Source organism: Corynebacterium kalidii (assembly GCF_022869005.1).
GTDB classification, from domain to species: Bacteria; Actinomycetota; Actinomycetes; order Mycobacteriales; family Mycobacteriaceae; genus Corynebacterium; species Corynebacterium kalidii.
On the sequence record NZ_JALIEA010000012.1, the window covers coordinates 192,979 to 211,744 of the forward strand.

Annotated in this window: 15 protein-coding genes and 1 pseudogene; 11 read left to right on the plus strand and 5 right to left on the minus strand. The window is 68.4% G+C overall.

Features of this window, described 5'->3' with window-relative positions; all coding sequences use genetic code 11:
- The 9 genes from MUN33_RS06665 (at nt 1) to MUN33_RS06700 (ending at nt 11,018) form a co-directional block, all read left to right on the plus strand.
- Nucleotides 1-1,104: a biotin-independent malonate decarboxylase subunit beta gene (locus MUN33_RS06665; protein ID WP_244804122.1), complete on the plus strand. Its 1,104-nt coding sequence runs from the start codon at nt 1-3 to the stop codon at nt 1,102-1,104.
- Nucleotides 1,101-1,898, plus strand: coding sequence for a biotin-independent malonate decarboxylase subunit gamma (locus MUN33_RS06670; protein ID WP_244804123.1), 798 nt, complete (start codon nt 1,101-1,103; stop codon nt 1,896-1,898). The genes MUN33_RS06665 and MUN33_RS06670 overlap by 4 nt, the downstream gene beginning before the upstream one ends.
- On the plus strand, nt 1,895-2,524 hold the full coding sequence (locus MUN33_RS14215) for a malonate decarboxylase holo-ACP synthase (protein WP_369414942.1): 630 nt from the start codon (nt 1,895-1,897) through the stop codon (nt 2,522-2,524). The genes MUN33_RS06670 and MUN33_RS14215 overlap by 4 nt, the downstream gene beginning before the upstream one ends.
- Nucleotides 2,521-3,441: an ACP S-malonyltransferase gene (locus MUN33_RS06675; protein WP_244804124.1), complete on the plus strand. Its 921-nt coding sequence runs from the start codon at nt 2,521-2,523 to the stop codon at nt 3,439-3,441. The genes MUN33_RS14215 and MUN33_RS06675 overlap by 4 nt, the downstream gene beginning before the upstream one ends.
- Before the next feature lie 283 nt (nt 3,442-3,724).
- Nucleotides 3,725-6,184 carry a CaiB/BaiF CoA-transferase family protein gene (locus MUN33_RS06680; RefSeq protein ID WP_244804125.1) on the plus strand — a complete coding sequence of 820 codons (2,460 nt, stop codon included), beginning with the start codon at nt 3,725-3,727 and terminating at the stop codon, nt 6,182-6,184.
- On the plus strand, nt 6,181-7,005 hold the full coding sequence (locus MUN33_RS06685; RefSeq protein WP_244804126.1) for a crotonase/enoyl-CoA hydratase family protein: 825 nt from the start codon (nt 6,181-6,183) through the stop codon (nt 7,003-7,005). Before MUN33_RS06680 ends, MUN33_RS06685 begins: the two co-directional genes overlap by 4 nt.
- A complete protein-coding gene (locus MUN33_RS06690; RefSeq protein ID WP_244804127.1) occupies nt 7,006-8,607 on the plus strand; it encodes an acetyl-CoA acetyltransferase in 1,602 nt (533 codons plus the stop codon).
- The gene (locus tag MUN33_RS06695; protein ID WP_244804128.1) at nt 8,604-9,851 is read left to right on the plus strand and encodes an acyl-CoA dehydrogenase family protein; all 1,248 of its coding nucleotides are present in this window, start codon (nt 8,604-8,606) and stop codon (nt 9,849-9,851) included. The genes MUN33_RS06690 and MUN33_RS06695 overlap by 4 nt, the downstream gene beginning before the upstream one ends.
- Nucleotides 9,852-9,869: 18 nt before the next feature.
- A complete protein-coding gene (locus MUN33_RS06700) occupies nt 9,870-11,018 on the plus strand; it encodes an acyl-CoA dehydrogenase family protein (protein ID WP_244804129.1) in 1,149 nt (382 codons plus the stop codon).
- Here the strand turns inward: MUN33_RS06700 and MUN33_RS06705 are convergent.
- Nucleotides 10,995-11,897, minus strand: a complete 903-nt coding sequence (locus MUN33_RS06705) for a LysR family transcriptional regulator (RefSeq protein ID WP_244804130.1) — start codon at nt 11,895-11,897, stop codon at nt 10,995-10,997. The genes MUN33_RS06700 and MUN33_RS06705 overlap by 24 nt on opposite strands.
- 310 nt (nt 11,898-12,207) lie before the next feature.
- Between MUN33_RS06705 and MUN33_RS06710 the strand changes: the two genes are divergently transcribed.
- Nucleotides 12,208-13,047: a hypothetical protein gene (locus MUN33_RS06710; protein WP_244804131.1), complete on the plus strand. Its 840-nt coding sequence runs from the start codon at nt 12,208-12,210 to the stop codon at nt 13,045-13,047.
- A gap of 5 nt (nt 13,048-13,052) precedes the next feature.
- On the opposite strand, the pseudogene MUN33_RS14285 reads toward MUN33_RS06710, so the two are convergent.
- A pseudogene (locus tag MUN33_RS14285) lies at nt 13,053-13,323 on the minus strand (maleylpyruvate isomerase); the annotation flags it as partial.
- A gap of 276 nt (nt 13,324-13,599) precedes the next feature.
- Between MUN33_RS14285 and MUN33_RS06720 the strand changes: the two are divergent.
- Nucleotides 13,600-15,897 carry a cytochrome P450/oxidoreductase gene (locus MUN33_RS06720; protein ID WP_244804132.1) on the plus strand — a complete coding sequence of 766 codons (2,298 nt, stop codon included), beginning with the start codon at nt 13,600-13,602 and terminating at the stop codon, nt 15,895-15,897.
- A gap of 24 nt (nt 15,898-15,921) precedes the next feature.
- Here the strand turns inward: MUN33_RS06720 and MUN33_RS06725 are convergent, their stop codons facing one another.
- The 3 genes from MUN33_RS06725 to MUN33_RS06735 form a co-directional block, all read right to left on the minus strand.
- Nucleotides 15,922-16,422, minus strand: a complete 501-nt coding sequence (locus tag MUN33_RS06725) for a MarR family winged helix-turn-helix transcriptional regulator (RefSeq protein ID WP_244804133.1) — start codon at nt 16,420-16,422, stop codon at nt 15,922-15,924.
- A gap of 104 nt (nt 16,423-16,526) precedes the next feature.
- The gene (locus tag MUN33_RS06730) at nt 16,527-17,975 is read right to left on the minus strand and encodes a GntP family permease (protein WP_244804134.1); all 1,449 of its coding nucleotides are present in this window, start codon (nt 17,973-17,975) and stop codon (nt 16,527-16,529) included.
- A 145-nt stretch (nt 17,976-18,120) separates the two neighbouring features.
- A complete protein-coding gene (locus MUN33_RS06735) occupies nt 18,121-18,693 on the minus strand; it encodes a MarR family winged helix-turn-helix transcriptional regulator (protein ID WP_244804135.1) in 573 nt (190 codons plus the stop codon).
- Nucleotides 18,694-18,766: the final 73 nt, after the last annotated feature.

Below are 18,766 nucleotides of genomic sequence, written 5' to 3' on the forward strand. Positions count from 1 at the left end.
ATGCAACTCATCACCGCTGACTACCCGGCGACCACTCCAGTGGACACGGACGTCCATGTAGGGGTGGTCGGGTCCGGGGACCTCGAGATCACCCTTGCGCCACCGGCGTCGTCCGACACCGTCACCGTGACGGTCCGTACCTCGGTGGACGGGTTCGACACCACCTGGCGTGGCGTCCTCGACGCTTTCTTCAGCCGGAACGAAATCGCCTGCGATGTGCGCATCAACGATTTCGGTGCGACTCCCGGTATGGTCTCCCTCCGCCTGTCCCAGGCCTTCGAGATCGCTGCGGCACCGGACGACGAGGCGACCAGGGGTACCGCCGGTATGCCGTTCACCGAACTCAATGCACGGCAGCGTGCAGCCACGATCCTCGACGAGGGAACCTACCGGGAGATCCTCCCGCCGTCCGACCACGTCGAATCCAGCCACCTGGAACGTCAGGGCATCGTCCCCGCCTCCGACGACGGCGCAGTCGTCGCGCGGGGCACCGTGGACGGAGTCCCCGCAGCGGTCGTGGCACTGGAGGGGAAGTTCCAGGGAGGTGGTATCGGCGAGGTCTCCGGCGCGAAGATCGCCGCCGTCCTGGAACGAGCCCTGGTCGACGCGGAGAACGGGCACCCCACACAGGTCATCCTGGTGCTGGAGACCGGTGGTATCCGACTGCAGGAGGCGAACCTCGGCCTCCTGGCCATCGCGGAGATCCATGCCGGCATCGTCGCCCTGCAACGTCATGTCCCGGTCACCGCCATCGTCGCCGGCATGGTCGGCTGTTTCGGTGGAATGGGGATCGCCGCGGGGCTCTGCGACCGGATCATCATGACCCGGGCCGGCCGGCTGTCCCTCAACGGCCCGGAGGTCATCGAGACCGAGGCGGGCATCGAGGAATTCAACTCCGCCGACCGGAGCACGGTATGGGCCGTCACTGGCGGGGAGCACCGCGTCGCCACCGGCCGGGCGGACACACTTGTCGCAGACCGGCCTGCCGCTGTCCGGGAAGCGGTGATCAGCGGGTGGAACACGCCCACCGACAGACACCGTGCAGACCGGGTCGATGAACTCACCCGGGAACTTGCCGCCACCGACGCAGAGAGGACCAAATGATGAACGCCACCCCCCAGTACGGAACCGTCTGGTTCACCGCCCTCGACACGACGGGCGCAGACACCAGCGGATCACTGTTGACCGGTCGTACGGTGCTGGACGACGGCACGACGGCTGCGCTGGTCGCCGTGGTTCCGGATCCGGAGAGCCGGTTCCCCCGGGCCAGGGACGGTGAGGTCGGTCTCCGCGAGTCTCTTGAGCTCGCTGAATGGGTGACGGGCCTCGAGGACCCCGAGATGCCTCTCGTGATCGTGGTGGATGTGCCCAGTCAGGCGTATGGATTCATCGAGGAGAAGTTCGGACTGAATGCCACGATGGCGACCACGGTCAATGCGTTGGCGCGAACCCGGCTCGCCGGTCGACCGGTCATCAGCCTGGTTGTCGGCAAGGCGATCTCCGGTGCCTTCCTGTCCACCGGGATGCAGGCGAACCGGATCATCATGCTCGAGCACGACGATGTCCAGGTCCAGGTGATGGGGAAGCAGGCCGCTGCACGGATCACCCGACGGTCAGTGGAGGAGATGGAGGCTGCAGCCGAATCCGTTCCGGCCATGGCCTTCGACGGAGCCTCCTTCACCTCACTCGGAGGGGTGTTCGAGTCATTGTCCCCTGCGAACCCCGCGTCGCCGGACGCCGCCGATGTCGCCGCGACCCGGGACGTCCTGGGGCGCGCTCTGACGGATATCCGGGACAGCGGGACGACGGACCTGCGGTGTCGTCTCGAGTCCGAGCAGGCACACCAGTCCCGAGCCTTGTCGAGAAAAGTCCGCCAGGTGGTGAATGACCAGTGGTGAATGCCGTCGTCCACGACATCGTCGAATTATCGCCCGATGCTGTCACTGAACTCTGCGGGCGGGCTTCGGAACAGGGACAACCCTGGGCCGTCGACAGCCTCTCCGCATCACCGTGGGCGGTAATCCGTCGCGCCAGTCCAGTTGACGGTGGGCACCTGGCGATCGGTGTGCGGGGGAGACACCGACATCAACGCTGGGGTACCGAGGTTCCGGCCTCGGCATGCCTCAGCGTGCTCCGACCTTCCGACCTGGTTCTACGGAACCCGCCCCGGGACCTGCCGGTGTTCCGGGCCCTGTCGCTGCTGCGGAAACTGCCGTTCCCGGGGGACTGGGGGCCCGGGGGGAGTGTCGGTGCCGAGCTCGCGACCGGGCATCCGGCGGCGTCGTCGACGAGTGACCTTGACCTCGTGATCCGGGTGGACAGCGTCCCGGACACATCTGAGGCCCGACCGATGCAGGTCATGCTGGACCAGATAAGTGCCCAGACCGGGGTCGAGATCGATGCCCTTGTCGAGACTCCCGGAGGCGGAGTCAGCCTGCAGGAACTGGCTACTGGAGTGGACACGGCCGTTGAGCGTACCGCGGATGGACCGGTTCCACTCGGCAACCTGTGGAGCCTGCGATGACGACGGTCATGTTGTTCGGTGGCCAGGGGAGCCAGCGCCCCGGAATGCTGCACCGGTGGGCAGAACTCCCCGAGGTCGCTGACCACGTGGCGGAGGCCTCCGCGGTCCTCGGTGAGGACATGTGGGACCTTGATTCGGAATTGTCCCTCCGCGGGACCCGCGCGGTGCAGTTGTCGTTGTTGACATTGCACAGTGGGATCAACGCCGCACTGTGGAACAGGGGGTTCCGTCCGGATACCGGTGCGGGGCATTCCCTGGGCGCCTGGAGTGCGGCAGTGGCCGCCGGTGTCCTGGAGTTCAGTGATGCGCTGCGCCTCGTCGACGTCCGGGCATCCCGGATGGCGGCCGCAGCACCGGCTGGTTACGGTATGTCGGCCGTCGTCGGGCTGTCCGAGGCAGCGGTCCGCAGCCTGGTGGCGGCGACTGCCGACGAAGTCTGGGTGTCGAACCTGAACACGCCACTGCAGTGCACGGTGTCCGGATCGGATGCGGCTCTTGACCGGCTGAGGCTGGCTGCGGCTGATGCAGGGGCGCAGCGGGTCGTCCGGCTCGACGTGGCGGTGCCTGCACATAGTCCACTGATGACACCGGCGCGGGCGGCGTTGGAGGACGCGGTGGCGGACATACGCGCCGGTCGTCCGGCATTCCCGTTGCTGGCCAACTGTTCGGGACGCCTGTTGCGCGATGGGGCGGCGGTCCTGTCGGATCTTGTCGCGTCCACGGATCAGCCTGTGCAGTGGTCCAGTGGGATGGCGGGGGTCACCGAACGGGGAGTCACGAACTGGGTGCAGTGTGCTCCCGGACAGAGCCTGCTCGGAATGCTCCGTGGCTTCGACGGTCAATTCCGGTGCTGGTCGGTCGACAGTGTCGGGCTCGACGAGACCGTCGCCCGCTGGAGGGTGACCGAAGGCCGTTGAGGTCTCCCGGCTCCGTCATCCGCCATGTCGGGTCATCACCCTCCCAGGTAGGAAATCCACCCGGAACCCTTCCTGGGGCGGCGACAATCCGACACCCTGGGGGCCACGGTCGGGTCGGACTCGACCAGGAACTGGCGGTCAACGTGCCAACAATTGGCACGTCCACCACCCACCGCCTGCCATTCCCCGTCGCCATCATTTGCGTCGCGTGGCGGTCCGCGCCCTCGTAGTTTCGGTGACACAAGGGGTGTGCACCGCGCCCCGGGAAGGACAGGGAACCACGATGACAGACACTGTCGATCCACCGTTGGCCGGGGTCAGGGTCCTGGATCTCGCCGAGGGTGATTTCCAGATGATCGGCCGGTACTTCGCTGACCTCGGGGCCGACGTCCTGCGGGTCGAACCGCCGGGAGGCTCGCGCGACCGCCGGGACGGCGTCGTCGCCGAGGGCGTCAGCCTGACCTTCGAGATCGCGAACGCCGGGAAACGGTTCGTCACCGTCGACCCGGCCGGTGCGACCGCCCGGGAGGACCTCGACGCACTCACCGCCGACGCAGACATCGTGCTGGTCGACCGGCGGTCGGACTACGTCCGGAGCAACCTCGTCGATCCGGCGCTCCTCGTCGACAGCCATCCGGAACAGGTCGTCACGGTCCTCAGCGACTTCGGGGAACTGAGCTCGAAGAAGGACTGGGCGTCCACGCCGGACGTGCAGTTCGCGCTGTCGACGATCCTGTCCCGGTCCGGGCTACCGGACCGGGAGGAGCCGCTGTTGCCGCCGGCCTTCCTCGTGTCCGGGGCCGTCGCCCCGCAGGCTGTCTGGATGACGGTCACCGCGTACTACGCTGCGCGGCGCACCGGTACCGGCGACCTCATCGACTTCTCCACGCTGGATGCACTGGTGCACATCTTCGACCCGCCGATGGGGATGCAGGGGTCGGGACGCACCGGGATGGACCCCTTCGACGTCCCGCACGGACGTCCCGACGCCCGGGCGCTGTACCCGATCTTCCCCACCACCGACGGGATGGTGCGCATCTGCGTGCTGTCGCCGCGCCAGTGGCGCGCGATGTTGTCATGGCTCGGGAACCCGGAGGAGCTCAGTGCACCGGAGTACGACAGTCCGGCCTACCGCGTGGAGCACAAGGACCGGATCTTCGCCTATTACCGTGACCTCTTCGCCGGTATGACCACCGCGGAGGCCGTGCGACAGGGCGAGGAGCTCCGGGTACCGACGACATCCATCGACGAGCTCTCCGATGTCGTCGCCGAACCCGCGTTCCGCGCGAACGGCAGTCTCCGCGACGTCGCACTCGCCGATGGACGCGTCGCCACGCTGCCGACGGGCGTGTACACCGTCGACGGGGTGCGTACCGGGATCACCGGCGCCACCCCCGATCCGGTACCGGACGGAACCTGGCGTGCCCCACGTCTGGCTGACCCGCTCCCCGCAGGACGCGCCGACACCGCCGGGGACGACAATCCGCACGACAACCGGCGCCTCCCGTTCGCCGGCCTGCGCGTCCTGGACTTCGGGGTGATCGTCATGGGAGCGGAGACCGGCCGTCTGCTCGCCGACTACGGCGCCGACGTCATCAAGATCGAGTCCACCGGTTTCCCGGACGGGTGCCGGCAGATGTCGCCGGGCGTGGAGATGACCAAGAGCTTCGCCTGGGGCCACCGCAACAAGCGCAGCCTCGGCCTCGACCTCACCACCGACGACGGCAAGGCACTCTTCCGGGCCCTCGTCGCCGAGGCGGACGTGGTGCTCACCAACTTCAAACCGGGCACCCTCGAGCGACTCGGGTTCGGCTACGAGACATTGGCGGAGATCAACCCAGGGATCGTCCTGTCGGAGTCCTCCGCCTACGGCGACACCGGCCCCTGGTCGACGAAGATGGGGTACGGCCCGCTGGTCCGGGCGGCGTCCGGGCTGTCGGCGCTGTGGCGCTACCCGGACGACCCCGACGGTTTCAGCGACACCATCACGATCTACCCCGATCACGTGGTCGGCCGGCTCAACGCCGTCGCAGTGGTCGCGCTGCTGCTGCGGCGGGCGCGCACCGGACGGGGAGGGGTGGTCAGCACCGCCCAGGTCGACGCGATCTTCGCCGCGATGGCCGGTCACCTCGCTGCCGAATCGCTGGAGCCGGGCTCCGGTCTGGCCGCGTTGTGCGGCCCACACGATGCCCCGCGGGGTCTGTTCCCTGCTGCAGGGGACGACGAGTGGATCATCGTCGACGGGCACGGCGACGAGCACTTCGTCGCGTTGGCCGAGGTCATCGGCCACCCGGAATGGATCGGTGACGGCCGTTTCTCCACGGACGCCGGACGTCTCGCCCATAATGAGGAACTGGAGGACGCGCTCCGGGAATGGGCGTCCACCCGCGACGCGGTCACCGCGGAACGCCTGCTGCAGGACATCGGTGTCCCCGCCGGGCACATGATGCGTTTCGCCGACGTCGCCGACGACCACGACTTCTCGGAGAGGGGACTGCTCACCACCATGACCCAGCCCCAGTTCGCCGAGCCGTTCCCCACGATGGCCGCCGAGGGCCGCAGTCTGCGGCTCGGGGACGCCAGGTCAGGACCCGCGCCCCTGCAGGGGGAACACACCCGGGAGGTCGTCCGCGACGTCCTGGGACTCGACGAGGCCACCATCGACGACCTCGTCGCCCGGGGTGTCCTGGAACCCCACCCCTCCGAGACCACCAGCACACCCACCACAGGAGAACCGCAGTGACTGAATCGACCGAACCGACTGAACCGACCCCGCAGTCCGACCCCGTCCTCGTCGAGCAACGCGGACACACCCTGCTCGTCACCCTGAACCGGCCACAGGCACGCAACGCCGTGAACCGCGAGCTCGCCCTCGCCCTCGGTGAGGCGCTGGAGAAGGCCGAACACACCAGGGACGTGCGCACCGTCGTGGTCACCGGCGCCGGCGACAAGGCGTTCTGTGCCGGCGCCGACCTCAGGGCAGCAGCCGCCGGCGAGCTGGGGATGACCGAGGAACCACTGAAGAGCTGGGGGTTCGCCGGGTTCGTGAAGCACTGGATCTCCAAGCCCGTCATCGCCGCGGTCAACGGCTTCGCCCTCGGCGGCGGGACCGAGATCACCCTGGCCAGTGACCTGGCAGTGGCCTCCGAGACCGCCTCGTTCGGACTGCCGGAGGTCACCCGCGGCATCATGGCCGCCGCCGGTGGGGCGTTCCGGCTTCCCCGGCAGATCCCGGTGAAGGTCGCGATGGAGAGCATGCTCACCGCCGAGCCGATCACGGCGGACCGCGCCTACGAACTCGGCATGGTCAACCGTGTCGTCCCGCAGGACCGCGTCCTGGACACGGCCCTGGAACTGGCGGAGAAGATCAACCGCAACGCACCACTGTCCGTCCAGGCCACCAAGCGGGTCGCCCGCGGCGTCACCGACGGCACCGTCGCCGGTGAGGACGTCGACTGGTCACGCAACGACACCGAGATCGCGGCACTGCTCGGCAGCGCCGACGCCTGGGAAGGTATGACGGCGTTCGCGGAGAAGCGTGCACCGGAATGGAAGGCGGAGTAGATGACCGACGCACCAGACACACTCGACCCCCGTACCCCCGTCCTCGTGGGGGTCGGCCAGGTGGCCGACCCCGTCACCGCCGACGACTACCACCGCTGGTCCGCCGCCGACCTCGCCGGGGAGGCGTCCCGCAGGGCGGTGCAGGACGCCGGCCTGGGTCCCGACGCAGCCGAGGCCATCGACGCCGTCGCCGCCATCGACACCATCGCCGTCGTCCGGCAGTTCGAGATCTCCACACCCGGCGCGGTCGCGCCGCTCGGGAAGTCGGACAACATCGCCCGCTCGGTCGCCGCGCGGATCGGTGCCGACCCGCGCCGCGCCGTCCTGGAGGTCGTCGGAGGCCAGGGGCCGCAGCATCTCGTCACCGAGTTCTGCCGGTCCATCGCCGACGGTGAGTCGGAGGTCGTGCTGTTGACCGGCTCCGAGGCGATCTCCACGGTGCGGGCCCTGGCCGGCCGGGATGACGCCCCTGACTTCACCGAGACCGTCGGTGGCCAGCTGGAGGACCGGGGCATGCAGGTCGACGACCTCCACGTGCCCTACGAGGTCCGCCACGGGCTCCTCGGCGCACCGCCTGAGTACGCGGTCTTCGAGAATGCCCGGCGTCGACGCCTCGGGATGACACGGGAGGAGTACGCGACGCAGATGGGGGAGTTGTTCGCCCCGTTCACCTCCGTCGCCGCCGCCAACCCCTACGCCGCGGCGCCGACCGAGCGCACCGCGGAGGAACTTGCGACCGTCACGGAGCGCAACCGGCTCATCGCCGACCCCTACCCGCGGTTCATGGTCGCCAGGGACCAGGTCAACCAGGGTGCGGCCGTGCTGCTGACCTCCGTCGGGAAGGCGCGGGACCTCGGGGTGCCGCAGGACAGGTGGGTCTTCCTGCACGGCTACTGCGACCTCACCGAGCGCACCGTGTTGGAGCGGGCCGACCTGTCGGTCTCCCCGGCATCGGTGTCGTCGGCCCGTACCGCGGTCGAGCGCGCCGGGATCACCGCGGACGACCTGCGGTTCCTGGACCTGTACAGCTGTTTCCCGGTGCCGGTGTTCAACATCTGCGACGGGCTGGGCATCACCCCGGACGATCCCCGGGGCCTCACCCTCACCGGGGGCCTGCCGTTCTTCGGCGGGGCCGGCAACAACTACTCGATGCACGCCATCGCGGAGATGGTCGACCGGTTGCGGGACAATCCCGGCACCTTCGGCTTCGTCGGTGCCAACGGCGGGTGGATGACGAAGTACTCCTCCGGGGTGTACTCGACCACGCCGGTGGCGTTCGCCCGCTGGGACGACACGCCCCTGCAGGCGGAGCTGGACGCCGTGCCCGCCCCCGACATCGTGGAGCACTACTCCGGACCGGCGACGGTCGAGTCCTACACGGTGACCACCGACCTCAACCGCGACTGGATCGGCGTCGTCGTCGCGCGCACCCCGGACAACGCCCGGCTCCTCGCCGTCAGTGAGCCGGGCACGTCCGACGACGTGATCGGGCTGCTGATGTCGGACGCGGTCTTCGGGTCGACCCTGGAGATCAGGCAGGACGGCGACCGCAACATCATCTGCGGCACCACCCGCGACACCACACAGGAGGCACAGGCATGAGCAGTATCTACAACGAAGCGGCGGAGTGGATCACGGACAACTGGAGCGGCACCGACGACCTCGCCTGGCGGAACAGGATCGTCGACGCAGGATACGGGGTACCGTCCTGGGCTCCGGAGAACTTCGGCCGTGGCTACACCCGCGACCAGGCCCGCGAGGTGCTCCGCGCCTTCGACGACGCCGGCGTCCCCGGTGGTGCGCGGGACGTCGCCCCGTTCTCCGAGGTCTCGTGGCTGCTGCTGCCCGGCGCCGCGCTGACCGACTACGGTACCGCCGAGCAGAAGGAACGGCTCCTGCGCCCGATGATCACCCGCGAGTGGGACCTGGGGTGTCTGCTCTACTCTGAGCCAGGGGCCGGATCGGACCTCGCCAGTATCCAGACCACGGCGGAACTGTCCGGAGACGGCGAGAACTACATCCTCAACGGACAGAAGGTGTGGACCACCAACGGCCACCGCGCGACCTTCGCCATCCTCATCGCCCGGACGAACTGGGACGTGCCGAAACACGCCGGGATCAGCCTGTTCATCGTCCCCATGCAGCAGGACGGAGTCGAGGTCGTGCCTGTCCGGCAGATGACCGGTGACTCCGAGTTCAACGAGGTCTTCCTCACCGACGCTGTCGTCCCGGCGGCGAACCTCATCGGTGGGGAAGGCAACGGCTGGAAGGTCCTGCAGTCCGCCCTCGGTGCCGAACGCCGGGGCATGGGGGAGATGGCCCAGGTCGGCAGGGACACGGTGGAGTCCGGGGAAAACGGGAGCCCCGCTTCCTCGCCGCTGTTCACCCGCAGTGACGACCTCGTCGAGGCGGCGAGAGCGGCAGACAGGCTGGACGACCCGGTCATCGTCGACGAGATCATGAAGATCCACACCTGGCGACTGACCAACGACTGGACCCAGGCCCGGGCGAAGATGGAGAACCGTTCGCGTGGCGCCTCACCACTGGCGTCCCTCGGTAAGCTGGCCAACTCCCGGATCCTCCACGGGGCGTCCGACCTGGAGTACCGCCTGCTCGGCACCCGGGGCCTGCAGTACGACAAGGAGGGCGACCCCGACGCCTACCGCACGTCGTACGACATGATGATGGGGTTCTTCAACTCCGTCGGCGGCGGCACCGACCAGATCCAGCGGAACATCATCAGTGAACGGGTCCTGGGGCTGCCACGCGGGGCCCAGCCGGACAAGGGCGTGCCGTTCCGCGACGTACGCAAGGCCGTGAACCGCAGCCTCAGCGGAGAGAAGTAGGACGGGAGAACCGACGACATGTTTGCATCACGTACCGAGGAGCAGGAGGAGTTCCGGGCGGTGGTCCGGGACTTCCTCGCGACCGTCTCACCGGAACCCCGGGTCCGGGAGGCCATGACCACCGACAGCGGATACGACCCGCAGGTGTGGGACAGGATGGCCCGGGAACTGCAGTTGCAGGGCATCGCCATCCCGGAGGAGTACGGAGGACAGGGGTTCGGCTGGGCCGAGCTCGGAATCGTCCTGGAAGAGGCCGGTTCGGCACTGTTGTGCGCACCGTTCTTCGCCACCACGGTGCTCGCCGGCACCGCGGTCCTGGAGTGCGGGGACGCCGCCGCTCAGCGGGATATCCTGCCGGGCATCGCCGACGGATCACTGGTGGGGACGTTGGCGTTCCCCGGTGAGAACCGCCGGTGGGACGAGTCCGGTGTCACGGTCACCGCCGTAGAGTCCGCGGGCGGCTGGACCGTCTCGGGCACGTGCCCGGAGGTCGTCGACGGACAGAACGCCGGCCTGTTCATCGTCCCGGCGCGTACCGGAACCGAACCCGACAGCGGTGTCTCACTGTTCAGCGTGTACCTCGGGGACGGCGTCTCCCGCCAGGGGGTCAGGACGCTCGATCCCACCCGCCGTATCGCCAGGGTGAGCTTCGACCACGCCCCGGCGACTCCGCTGGGGGACAGGGGCGCAGGGTGGGACCGGGTGTCCCGCGTGCTGGACCTGGCCGTGGTGGGACTCGCGGCCGAGCAGGTCGGCGTCGCCAGGCGTGCGCTGGAGGACGCGGTGGCCTACATGAAGGAGAGGGTCCAGTTCGGGCAGGTCATCGGTGAGTTCCAGGCGCTGAAGCACATGGCGGCGGACGTGCTCGTGGACGTCGAGTCCGCGGCGTCGGCGTCGCGCTACGCCCTGTGGGCGGCGCAGGACGCCCCGGAGGAGCTGGCGGCGGCAGCGTCCCTGGCCGCCGGCGTCTGCACGGACGTGGCGGTGTCGGCGACCCACCAGAACATCCAGTTCCACGGCGGTATGGGGTTCACCTGGGAGGCGAGCCCGCACCTGTACCTGAAGCGGGCACGCGCCGACCAGCTGTTGTTCGGCGACGGCCAGTTCCACCGGGCCAATCTCGCCAGGCGTATCGGTGCGGTGTCAGTTCCGGAAGCGGTCGGTTAGCGCCGCGACCACGCGGTCGATCTCCTCGCGCCGGGCGGTGGCCGCGGAGCGCCAGACCACACCGATCTCGAACTGTGGTTGCGGGTCTTTGACCGGCAGCATGACGACTTTACCGTCGGTGCCGCGGACCTGGCTGAGCGAGTGTCCGCGTGCCCCGATACTGATCTCGTGGGTACGCGCCAGCCGGGACGTGAGCACCGCGTAGTCGCTGAAGGTGACCTCGGTGATGTCGGTGACCCCGGCCTGGATGAACCAGTCGCGCACATTACTGCCCGAGTCCGGTTGCATCTGCGAGAAGGGGAGGGTGACGACCTGCCGGCCACGAAGCGCCGCGAGTGGCACGGGGCCGTCGGCGGCGATCCTGACGAGGGGATCGTCGGCGGCTGCCATCAGGTCGAATGTGTAGTTCCCGAGGGCCAGTGAACTGATGTCGGGCAGGTCGACGGGGAGGTGGACCAGCGCCATGTCGATCTCACCGAACCGGAGTTTCTCCAGGAGCGTCACCGACACCTCCGAGGCGGTGTCCTCCGGAGTGATGCCGGACAACCCCACGGCGGTGCGGAAGGCGTCGGCGTAGGAGTCAGGGACCCAGGGGGTGGCCCCGTAGCGCAGCGTCCGCTCGACACCGGCGGCCTTGTCCTCGAAGACGCGGGACAACTGCAGGATGCTCACCGCGGTTCCGAGCAGTGCCCGGCCGTGATCGGTGAGCTGCATGTCGTGGTGCGCACGGTGGAACAGCGGGCCGGTGCGGTGCTCGAGGGTGCGCAGCGTGCGGCTCACCGGGGACGGGGTGAGCCCAAGGTTCTCCGCGGCCCTGGCGACATTGCGTGTGCGGGAGACCTCGACGAACACGGCGAGTTGGTGGAGATCGATGTTCATCGGTGCGCGGGGGCCTCCCGGTCAGCGGGTCCGTGGATCCTGGGGCAACAGTCTTCGACAGTCTGTCGCAGAGTGTACAAGCCGACGCTGCCTCGGTGGCGGAGGGTACAACCCGTCCAGGCGACGTTCTCCACCCGTGCACAGGACCTTGATGTAGGTCGCGTTCTTGCGGAAAGCTGTCCCGAAGATCAGCGTCTGATGTGTGGGAGATATGCTTACGCTCACGTATATTGTCGGGCGCACGTATATTGTCCGGCGAATGTCCCGGCCTGCTTCTCTACGCCTTCTCTACGCCGAAAGAGGATCCCCCATGCCTGTCTCGCACGACCCCGTCCCCGAGCCCGGAGACCACGACCACCCCGAGCCGTCCCGTGTGTCAACCCCGGGCTGTGAACCCGTCCAGGAAGGCTGGGGTCGGCCGGTCCCGGAGCCGAGCCTGGGACCGGTGACCGGTGGCCGCCGGTTCAGCGGCGTCCACCTCGCCGTCACCGGTGTGTCGGCACTGCTGGTGGGGGTCCTCGCCACGACCCTCACCTTCACGTTCCTCAGTACCGGGGACGACGGTGACGACGGTGTGGACGCCGGGTCGGCACAGGCGGCCTCCGACTCTCCGTCCGGCGGATTCGACGCGCCTGTCGCCGAGGAGGACGCCGATTCGGGCGACGACGTCATCGGCGTCGGCGACGGGTTCACCGTGACCACCTGGGACGGCATCGAGGTCGTGACGAATATCCAGGACTATTCCGTCGACGAGTCCTGCAAGTACGGCATGGTGGACCCCCGGATCGCCGAGAAGGCGCCGGACAGCCGCATCGTGCAACTCACCATCGACGTCACCAACCACGGGGACGACCAGTACGGGATGGACGCGCTGACAGCGCTGTCGGCAGACGGATACACCCAGCCGGTGGAGACTGCGACCCGGTACTGCGAGGAACCAGATGACGGGGCGAATCGCTGGCCCGGATTCGGTCACATTGACAAGGGCGAGAAGAAGCTGCTCTACGGCGCTTTCGAGGTCCAGCCCGACGCAGCACAGCTGGTCCTGGCCACCACCGGGAACGGCCGGGTGCTGATGGACATCCCGGAGCGTTCCTCCGGGGCGGACACCGACGGTGTCGCGCCGGAACCGACGACCAGCGCAGGGTAGACCTCCTAGAGCCACCGTGGAGGAGCGGGGACGGGGACGGGCCGTCCTGACCCGTCGGTGGCGGTCACCCCGGCGGCGCCGCGCCCCGCGGCCCAGCGGACGAGTCCGGGCAGGGGACCGCTGACGACCTGCCGGCGATCGCGATCGGGCGGGGATCTCGGTCAGTAGCGTCCTGAGGACGGGGCCGGGGATATCGCCGAAGCCGGCACCGGTGTCGAGGTCCACGGCGTGGATCCACACCTCCCTGCTGCGCATCCACGGCGTCTCGGTGGCGGGCGTCGGTCCTCATGGGGGCGCACCTTAGCGGGGACGACGGACACCGGAGTTCCGGCGTATCGAACACGTCGGGGGGACCGCCATATAGTTCCTGAAAATACTACTTTCGCGCCGCGTCACCCCGGGTTGATTGCTCTATTCCCTGGATCGTCCGGATCTCCACGGGGAAATATAGTACGACAGTTGACTATATGCTGTGACCTGGGTTACGTTCATCTTGTGAAGGAAACAGCAGGAGACGTCGGACCGGCCACGTCGCTGCAGGAGGGAACACTGATGACCACGACCAACACCACAGCGGCGTCCGCCTGCCCGTACAGCTCGGGTTCGGCCTCGAAGGACTTCGACCCGTTCGAGATGGACTACCAGCTCAACCCCGGTGAGGCATGCGCCTGGGCCCGGGAGAACGAGCCCATCTTCTACTCGGAGAAACTCGGGTACTGGGTCGTCACCCGTTTCGACGACGTCCAGGAGGTCTTCCGCGACCAGTCGACCTACTCGGCCTCCGTCGCCCTGGAGAAGCTGACCCCGGCCACGCCCGAGGCACAGGAGATCCTGGAGGCCAAAGGTTACGGGATGCGCCGGACCCTGGTGAACGAGGACGAACCGGCGCACACCGCACGGCGCCGTGCCCTGGCGGGACCGTTCGATGTGGCCCACCTCGACGGCGAGGAGGAGATGGTCCGCGAACTGGTCACCGGGTACATCGACCGGTTCGCCGCCGACGGACGCGCCGACCTGGTCAACAGCCTGCTGTGGGAGGTCCCGCTGACCGTGGCCTTCCACTTCCTCGGGGTGCCGGAGCACGACATGGACATGCTGCGCCGCTACTCGGTGGCCCACACGGTGAACACCTGGGGTCGGCCGAGCCCGGAGCAGCAGGAGGAGATCGCGGAGAACGTCGGCAACTTCTGGAACCTGGCGGGAGACATCCTCGCCGAACTGCGGGAGACCCCGGACGCGCCGGGCTGGATGCCCTACAGCATCCGCGCCCAGCAGGAGCAGCCGGAGGTCGTCACGGACTCGTACCTCCACTCCATCATGATGGCGGGGATCGTCGCCGCCCACGAGACCACCGCACACTCGGCGTCCAACGCCATCAAGCTGCTCCTGGAGAACCGTTCGGTCTGGGAGGAGCTCGTGCGCCGCCCGGAGCTGATCCCCAACGCGATCGAGGAGTGCCTCCGGTTGAGCGGGGGCGTCGCGGCGTGGCGACGGATCACCACGAGGCCGACGGTCCTGGGCGGCCAGCGGCTGGACGAGGGGGAGCGGCTGCTCATCGTCTCGGCGGCGGCGAACCGCGACCCCAGGCACTTCAACGACCCGGACGTCATCGACCTCTACCGCGACAACTCGACCGACCACCTGACCTTCGGTTTCGGTAGCCACCAGTGCCTCGGGAAGAACCTGGCCCGCCTGGAACTCCAGGTGATCCTGCAGGAGCTCACCAGCCGGTTCCCCTCCATGCGGCTGGTGGACCAGGAGTTCGAGTTCGTCCCCAACACGTCCTTCCGGGGGCCTGAGCACCTCTGGGTCGAATGGGACGCCGACACCCGCGCGGCCGGCACGGCGGAGGACGCTCCCCCGGAGTTCCCGGGCATCGTGTTCAACGGCCCCGGGAAGGACCTGCGTACCAGGACCATGACCGTCGAGAAGGTACGCCCGCTCACCCCGCACGTCATGGGTATCCGTCTGGTGCCGGACGGCGGCCCGCTCCCGGGGTGGCAGCCCGGGGCGCATGTCGAGATCGACGCCGGGGACGTCAGCCGCCGCTACTCCCTGTGCGGGAGTTCGTCCGACGCCTGGGAGATCGCGGTGGCGCGTGAACCGGACGGTCGCGGCGGCTCACGGTGGATCCACGAGAATGTCGTGGCAGGGGCCACGGTCCGTGTCCGTGGCCCCCGGCAGAACTTCGCCGTCGACCCCGACGTGGACCGGAGGATCCTGATCGCCGGCGGTATCGGCATCACCCCGATACTGGCCTTGGCCGACGACGCGAAGGCCCGGGGTATCGACTACACGGTCCACTACTGCGGGCCGGAGCGGGACCGGATGGCCTATCTCGACCGACTCCGGGACGACCACGGGGACCACCTGGTGCTCCACGTCTCGGGCGAGGGGACCAGGCTGGACCTGCCCGGGATCGTGGAGGAGTACCGTGCGGGAACGCAGGTGTGCACCTGTGGCCCGGACCGGCTGACCGACGCGGTCCTCGAGGCCTTCTCGTCCTGGCCCGAGGGGACCGTCACCCGTGAGTCGTTCCAGTCGACGTCGGCGGTCGACCCGTCGTCGAATGAACCGTTCGAGGTCACGGTCAACTCGACCGGCCAGGTCCTGGACGTCCCCGCCGGTCAGACGCTTCTCGAGACGCTGGAGACGTCGGGGTTCGACGTCGACGCGGACTGCCGTGAAGGTCTGTGCGGGACGTGCGTCCTGGGGGTCGTCGACGCCGCACCGGAGGACATCGACCACCGTGACGACGTGCTGTCGGCGCGGGAACGGCAGTCCGGCGCGGTGGTCATGCCGTGTGTGTCGCGGTCCTGTGCCGGGAAGCCGCTGACGCTCGACCTGTGAGAGCGTCGGGCCGGCGCCCGGGGTTCACCGCTGGCCGGCCAGGAGCTTCTCCAGGAGGAGGACCAGGATCTGCTGTTCCGTCGGCGTCAGCGGCGACGCCCACCGGGTCAGGCTGTCCTGCTGCTCCCGGAGAACCGTCTCGATGAGCTCCTCTCCGTCCCCGGTGACGGAGAGGAGTACTGAACGCCCGTCGGATTCCGACGGGCGTTTCGTGATGAGTGCCCGTTCCTCGAGCGCGTTCGCCAGCGAGGACACCGTCGCCCGACGGAGGTAGGTCAGCTCCGCGGTACGGTGCGGTTCGAGCTCACCGGAGACCCAGAGCACGAACAGGAACTTGAACCCCTGCCACGTCAGCCCGTGCTTCTTGTGGACGGTGGACTCGAGGGCGTTCTTGATGACCTCGGAGGACCGGTTGAGCGCGAGGAGCATCCGGGTCGACGGCATGTCGCGGTCGTCGAGTTTCTGACGCGCCCGGTCCATGAAGGACCAGTACTCGGGACCGGTGGCGAAGCTCTCTCGGGACATGGGACGATTCTAGCTGCGGAGACAGCGACGCACCCCACGCGGGTGAACCGCGTGGGGTGCCGGAAAAGCGGGGCTCAGAGGGGCTCGGCTGAGCTCAGAGAGGCTCAGAGCGCGGGGAACACCGCGCCCAGGCCCATCACGACGAGGACGCCGATCAACGGGGGGACGATGGTCACCATGCCCACGTCCTTGTACGACTGGCGGTGGGTGAGCCCGCAGACGAGCAGCAGGGTCACGATGGCGCCGTTGTGGGGCAGTGAGTCGAAGCTGACCGACGCCATCGCGATCACCCGGTGCAGGAGCTCCAGGCTGATCCCCTGGTCGTTCGCCAGCTGGGTGAGCTGGTCGCCGAACGTCTCCAGGGTGATGGTGAGCCCGCCGGAGGAGGAACCGGTCAGCCCGGAGATGACCGCGGTGGCGACGGCGCCGATCACCACCGGGTTGTCGCTGACGTCGAAGATGCTGTTCTGCAGGGCCGCGAACACCGCCAGCGAGGCGATGACCGCGCCGAAGCCGACCTCGGAGGCGGTGGTGAACGCCGGGAGCACGGCGTTCTTCGCGCCCTCCGAGAGGCTGCGGACGTAGGTGCTGAACATGCCCGGGTTCATCAGGAAGATCACGATGATGGCCGTGGCCATGGCGATGACCACCGACCAGGTGCCCATGACGGCGCTGATGTCGGTGGCGCCGAACTTGTCCTCGGCCAGGTACGAGAAGTCCATTCTCGTGGACAGGACGTAGACGAACAGGAGGTTCATCCCCACGACGATGAGGATCGGCAGGAGTCCCCGGAGACCACGCAGTGTGGTGGTGCGGTCGGGCCACCGGGACGTCGGGGTGTCCGTTCGGGTGGCCGCCGACGGTGCAGCGTCGGTACCTGCGGGGGTCGTCCCGGCCTGCGGGGCAGGCGGCTCGTAGACTTCGCCGGCGGCGACGAGGGTACGGGTGCGGTACTCCAGCCAGGCCATGCCCAGGGCGAAGGTGACGACTGCGCCGATGATGCCCAGCACGGGTGCGGCGTAGGTGGTGGTCCCGAAGTACCGCGTGGGGATGGCGTTGTGGATCTGCGGACTACCCGGGAGCGCCGCGGTCGCGAAGGTGAAGATCCCGAGCGCGATCGCCGCCGGCATGAGCCGCCGGGGGATGCCCGCTTCGCGGAACAGCGAGTTGGCGACGGGGACGATCGTGAAGGCGATGACCCAGGCGGAGATTCCGCCGTAGGTGAGCAGTGCCGTCGCTATCGCCGTGGCGAGGATCGCCTTCTTCGCCCCCACCAGCCTCGAGATCCACTGTGCCAGGTCGTCCGCGTACCCCGACGAGGACATCAGGGTGCCGAAGATCGCCCCGACGAGGAAGAGCGGGAAGAAGCTGACGATGAAGTTGCCGGCCGCGGGCATGAAGATCTGCGTGTACGACGCCATCAGTGGGGCGCCGGAGAACAGGACCCCGATCAGGGCGGCGACCGGGGCTGCGACGATGACGGAGTGGCCGCGGTAGGCGAGCACGATGAGGACGACCAACGCCAGGACGACGCCGAGTGATGCGAGAACCATGGGATCCCTTCTGCCGGGGAGCGGTGGGGCCACGCCCGGAAGAATGGGCGGGGAACGTACCGCAGGATGTTATTCACATCACATAATCAAGTCAAGATGTGAACTAGTTTATGTCCGTGCCTGAACGGATTCCCGGCGGGCGTGGCTAGCGCCGCTGGCGTGCTTCGGTCGCGGCGGTGCCGCTGAGCAGCTTGTCCATGAGGATCAGCAGGATCGACCGTTCCTCCGGCGTCAGGGCGTCCGCCCACCGGGTCTCCTGGGTGTTCTGGCGTTCGTAGAGGGTCCTGGCCTCGGTGACGCCGGCGTCGGTGAGGTGCAGGAGGTGGCTGCGCCCGTCCTCGGGGGCGGGGACCTTGGTGAGGATGCCTTCCTCGGTCATCTTCGCCGTCAGGCCGGACACGGCGGCCCGGCTCATGCCGGTGAGGGTGGCGGCTTCGGAGGGGTACATGTCGCCGGCCAGCCACAGCGTGTAAAGCAGCTGGTAGCCTGCCCAACTGCGCCCGGCCGGGCGGTGGATCGTCGACTCCATCGTGTTGCTGAACGTGCTCGCGCCGCGCACCAGGGCGAGGATCACCGCGGTCGCCGCATGGTCGGAGTCGGGCGACTCGGCGGCGAGCCGGCCCCGGACGTGGTCGACGAAGTTCCAGTAGTCCAGTCCGCCGCTGTACCGGGGGCGGGGTGGGGTGTCCTGTGTGGCGGGCGTGTCCTGGTTGGTCATGGTCACCACAGTATCGCGAGGTGCCGGGGAGGTCGCCGTGGCGGGACCGACGGGATCTCGGCGGAAAACTACT